We start from the raw sequence: 1,597 nt of genomic DNA, 5'->3' as shown, positions 1-1,597 counted from the left end.
CCCCCCGAAGCAGCCAGCCGCCATGGCCGTCGGGCGATGACCAGGCCTCTGCCGCTCAATCAGGCGGTCTAGCTGGGTTGGCGGTGATGTGATCATCGTCTGTTCCGGCTGTCTAGGCGAGATTTCTCGTTCTCCGGACGAGCCTATGCCGACCGCTTGTGGCCAGCTTTTTTTTGCACGGAGGTTGGGCGGTGGTGTTTCTTCAGCGCGTCGGTTTGTAGCCCTCACAACCTCGGCTGGCTGCGCGTTTGCGTTGGCGCGCAAAGCTACGGCCTGAGCGTACGGCACTGAGGCTTTTAGCCATCAAGGCCAGCACATTGCTCAGCCCCTGAGCACAGTGCCGCACCAGCAGCTCGACCAGGGTATTTTTGAGCCGTGACACGCCTTGGGTGAAGTTGACTTTCCATCGCAGCTTGCGACCTTTGTGGCGCTGTTCGATGACCGGCTGTAGCAGGTGCTGCATCAACAGCGCCAGGTTCTTCAACAGTTGAGCGGCATGAAAGTCCTGCTTTACAGCGGTCACGCTGCGGCCGCTGAAGTTGTCCAGCGTCAGGGTTTGTTTGAGGCGACGGAAGTCGGTTTCGATGCCCCAGCGGCGGTGGTAAAGCTCGGCAAACACCTCAGCGGGAAAGGCTTCTCGATCCAGCAGCGAGGTCAGCAATACCTCGCTTTCGCCGTTGGCCAACTCGACCCGGATCAGTCTCAGCTCGATCTGGCTGGCAGGATCAACGCCAGCCTCGGAGCAGAACAGACGTGCTTCAGGATGGTTGGCCACGAAAAGCTGTGTGTCTTCAACTTGGCCAGAGTGTAGAAACGCTTTGACCTGGGCGTTATAGCCACAGGGCAGGCGCATCAGAAAGTGCCGCTGTTGCTGCGCGAACAGCGCGAATAACCAGTGCCCAGGGTAACCACGGTCAAACAGCGTCAGGCTGTCAGCCGGCAGGTGCTCAAGGTGCAGATGGGCACAGTCGCGCTCGCCGACGGTCAGGGGCACGATCAGGCTATGCAGGGTTTGACCGTCAGCGACTTCGTAGAGTGTGGACAAGCGAGCCATGGGAAAGCCAGAGTGACTGCCAAAGAAGGTCGCCATGGTCGACTCCAGGGGTAAATGCACGGTCGAGCCATCCACCGCGAGCACCCTCAGCCCACGCCACTTCTGGCGCAGCCCGAAGCAGTCAATTTGTTGCTGCAGGAGGCGATTGAGACTTTCAAATACCTCGGGGTTGAGCTTTTTGCGCGCTTTGCAGAAGGCCTGCGCAGTGACCATTTGCGTCTCAGTCGACGCCTGATTGAGTACGCGATAGAACTGATCGAGTTCGGTTTGCAGGGCCGTGCGCGGCTGATTGAGCAGGAACAGGACGAGGTTCTTGAAGGTGAGCTGGCGTCGGCGGGTAAAGTCTTGAGGATTCTGGCGGTGGGCGGCGATGAAGGCGGGACAATCGAGCGGGCTGGTTATTTTTTGTACAATTTTCAAGCCAGGGTTTGGCTGGCGGTGTCAAGCGATGCGGTATAGGTAGTCAAAAGGGCTTCTCCCATGCACTGATTTGAGCGCTAATTATATGATATTTATGGATAATTTCCAAAGTTGATGACATTG

1 protein-coding gene is annotated in these 1,597 nt (G+C 57.7%); it reads right to left on the bottom strand.

Going from position 1 to position 1,597, the window contains the following annotated elements; genetic code table 11:
* Nucleotides 1–202: 202 nt before the first annotated feature.
* A complete protein-coding gene (locus H096_RS26020; protein ID WP_004423958.1) occupies nucleotides 203–1,474 on the bottom strand; it encodes an IS4-like element ISPa1635 family transposase in 1,272 nt (423 codons plus the stop codon).
* Between the last annotated feature and the right edge of the window lie 123 nt (nucleotides 1,475–1,597).

Origin of the sequence: Pseudomonas sp. FH1 (genome assembly GCF_000510895.2) — a bacterium.
Lineage (GTDB): Bacteria > Pseudomonadota > Gammaproteobacteria > Pseudomonadales > Pseudomonadaceae > Aquipseudomonas > Aquipseudomonas azotoformans_A.
The sequence above is the reverse complement of the archived record's forward strand: the minus strand, read 5'-3'. Positions and strand labels throughout refer to the sequence as shown.